Origin of the sequence: Actinoallomurus sp. NPDC052308 (assembly GCF_040679195.1) — a bacterium.
GTDB lineage: Bacteria > Actinomycetota > Actinomycetes > Streptosporangiales > Streptosporangiaceae > Actinoallomurus > Actinoallomurus liliacearum.
On record NZ_JBFAUM010000075.1, the window covers coordinates 1 to 2,120 of the forward strand.

Below are 2,120 nucleotides of genomic sequence, written 5' to 3' on the forward strand. Positions count from 1 at the left end.
AGCACGACGCCGGTGACGTAGGCGTTGCCGGGCAGCCTGCCCAGCGGGATGAGGTCGCGGACGTTCTCCGGGCCGCGGAGCGTGCCCGCCTCCGCCAGCGCGTGCGGCACTTCGAGGTCCAGCGTGCCGGCCACCGTGGTCCGGGCCACCGCGCCGTGGCGGGTCCACTTGTCGAGCCCGGACAGCAGCAGGTTGTTCAGCGGCCGGCCGGACATCTTCAGCCGCCGGACCGTGACCGTCAGCTCGTGGTCGAACCGCACCGCGTAGTGGTTCGCCCAGTCGTAGACGGTCTGCTCGCTGACCGCGTTCTCCGCGCGGGTCGTGCCGCGATGGTGCCCCACCGAGGTTCTCAGGTCGGCCGGCCCGCTCGCGTGCGCGCCGCCGGCGGACAGCTTCGCGAACATCCACGATTGTGAGCCGTCCCGGGATGTGGACTTGGACGTGGGGACGTAGCCGTGGGAGTAGACCTCGATGCCGGTGTTCCACCGGTAGTCGTGCACCTGCGGCCGGGAGGTCAGCACGTCGGTCAGGTTGATCTCGATGATGTCGGTCAGGAACCAGCCGACGGGGTTGACGAGGTAGAGGGAGTAGCCGTCCTTGGCCAGGAACTCCTCCCACATCGCCTGGTCGCGGCCCTCGGCCAGGATCGCCTGCAACGCGTCGACGGAGCCCTGCATCCGGCCGACGCGGCGGCCCTTGCCGTTCCAGATCTCCGCGCCGGCGGCCAGCAGGCCGGGGGCGACCCGCTCGATCTCCTCCCGCACGATCTGGTAGGTGGTCCGCCCATCGGGGTACTTCAGCTCATGGACGCCGGAGTGGCCCAGGAACCGGCCGCCCGGGTCGTCGCGGGTCAGGTACTCCGGCAGCTCCATCAGGTGGTACGGCCGCCGCGGGTTTCCCAGCTTCTGCCGGAATCTCTCGTTGAACAGGTCCCGGATCTCCAGCGAGGCGATCGGGGTCCCGCCGAGTGTGTGCAGTTCGGCGATGGCGCCGACCAGCGAGGGGCGGTCGATCCTCACCCCGGCCGGCAGGTCGGGGACCTCGTCGTGCCAGCGCATCAGGGTCTGGGCGACCACGTCGCCGCTGAGCCGCAACCGGCCGTTCCGCCAGTCGTTCAGCACTTCGGCGAGCCGCTGGTCGGTGAGCGGCGCGCGGCCCTGGGCGTAGGCGACGACGTCGGCGGGCATCGGCGGGTGCAGGTACGGGTCGTGGGGGTCGCGCAGGCCGTGCCCGAACGCCGCGTTGAACTGCTCCCTGACCTGCGGGTCCAGCACCGGCGCCGCACCGGTCGTGTGCATCCGCGCCAGCGAGTGCCCCAGCTTCCCCCGCGAGACCCGCACGTCCTCCGGCAGGCCGGGCGTCTCGGTCTTCCAGCGCATGAGGATCTTCGCCGCCAGGTCACCGCTCAGCTTCAGCCTGCCGGTGTGCCAGCGGAGCATCGCGTCCTTGAGCTGACGATTCGAGATCGGCAGGCGGCCCTCGGCGTACTGGAGCAGCGCCTCCGGCTCCGGCAGCAGGAACACCATGGTCCGGGGGCCCATGTCCTGGGTGTGGTGCGCCGAGCTGCCGGGGACCAGCTTGGAGTGCTTCTCCCGGAGGCTGGAGACCGCGAAGTCCACCGTGGTCTCGAAGGAGTACACACGGTTGAAGTTGAGCTGGAGGAGCTCCTTGCCGCCGGTGCGCCCGGAGGTCTGCGACGTGTTGTGCTGCCAGTGCCGGGTGAGGTCGGTCTCGGCGGTGAGGCTCGCGAGCCCCGCCGTGTCCCCGGCGGCGACGTCCAGCTGGTCCCAGCTCCAGCCGACCGAGCCGGAGTCGGTGAGGCTGCTCTGGGCCAGGAACAGCTTGATCAGGCCCAGCACGAACTTGTCGCCGGTCGCGCCGGTGAACCTGGTCGGGCCCAGGCCGCCCCGGATGTCCATCGCGCCGAACGTGTCGCGGAACAGCCCCGGCTCGAACGGACGGTCGGTCGTGTACTCGCCGTTCAGGATCTCCTTCAGATGCGCCCGCATCTCGATCGTGCTCGTGAAGGTGTCCCGGGCCGCGGACGCCGTACCGGCCGGATCCGTCATCCGCCCCAGCGCCGTGACGGCGCCCCGGACGCCGGTGGTGTCCACGAAGTA

At 70.8% G+C, this 2,120-nt stretch carries 1 protein-coding gene; it reads right to left on the reverse strand.

Annotated features, from left to right (window positions below):
• A partial coding sequence (locus AB0L00_RS45780) for a hypothetical protein (RefSeq protein ID WP_364444582.1) occupies positions 1 to 2,120 on the reverse strand: 2,120 nt, incomplete at both ends.